The 270-nt window shown below is 34.8% G+C and carries 1 protein-coding gene; it reads left to right on the forward strand.

What is annotated here, in order from left to right; translation table 11 throughout:
* Positions 1 to 270, forward strand: a 270-nt coding sequence (locus tag SB764_RS40500) for a hypothetical protein (RefSeq protein ID WP_410866826.1), incomplete at both ends; no start/stop codon positions are given.

A 270-nucleotide genomic window follows, 5' to 3' on the forward strand; every position in this document is an offset into this window, starting at 1 on the left:
GTGATTCAAATGTCGAATATAGACAAGAATTATACTTATTTAATTGATGAACGTGCCCAAATGGTCGTTGAAGCGTCGAAAGTTCAAAATGCCGTTTCTTTACAGGGATTATATATTCGATCCTATGTGCTACGTAAAGATTCCACGGATTTAGAAAATCTTTCTGCCCAACAAGAACTAGTTACGCAAACGTTGACTGCAATCGAGCCACTAATTAAAACAAAACAAATAATAGAGGAAATTGAAAACATTAAAGAACAACAGACCTTG

The sequence above is a fragment of the Paraburkholderia sp. SIMBA_027 genome (assembly GCF_046535315.1).
GTDB classification, from domain to species: Bacteria; Pseudomonadota; Gammaproteobacteria; order Burkholderiales; family Burkholderiaceae; genus Paraburkholderia; species Paraburkholderia tropica.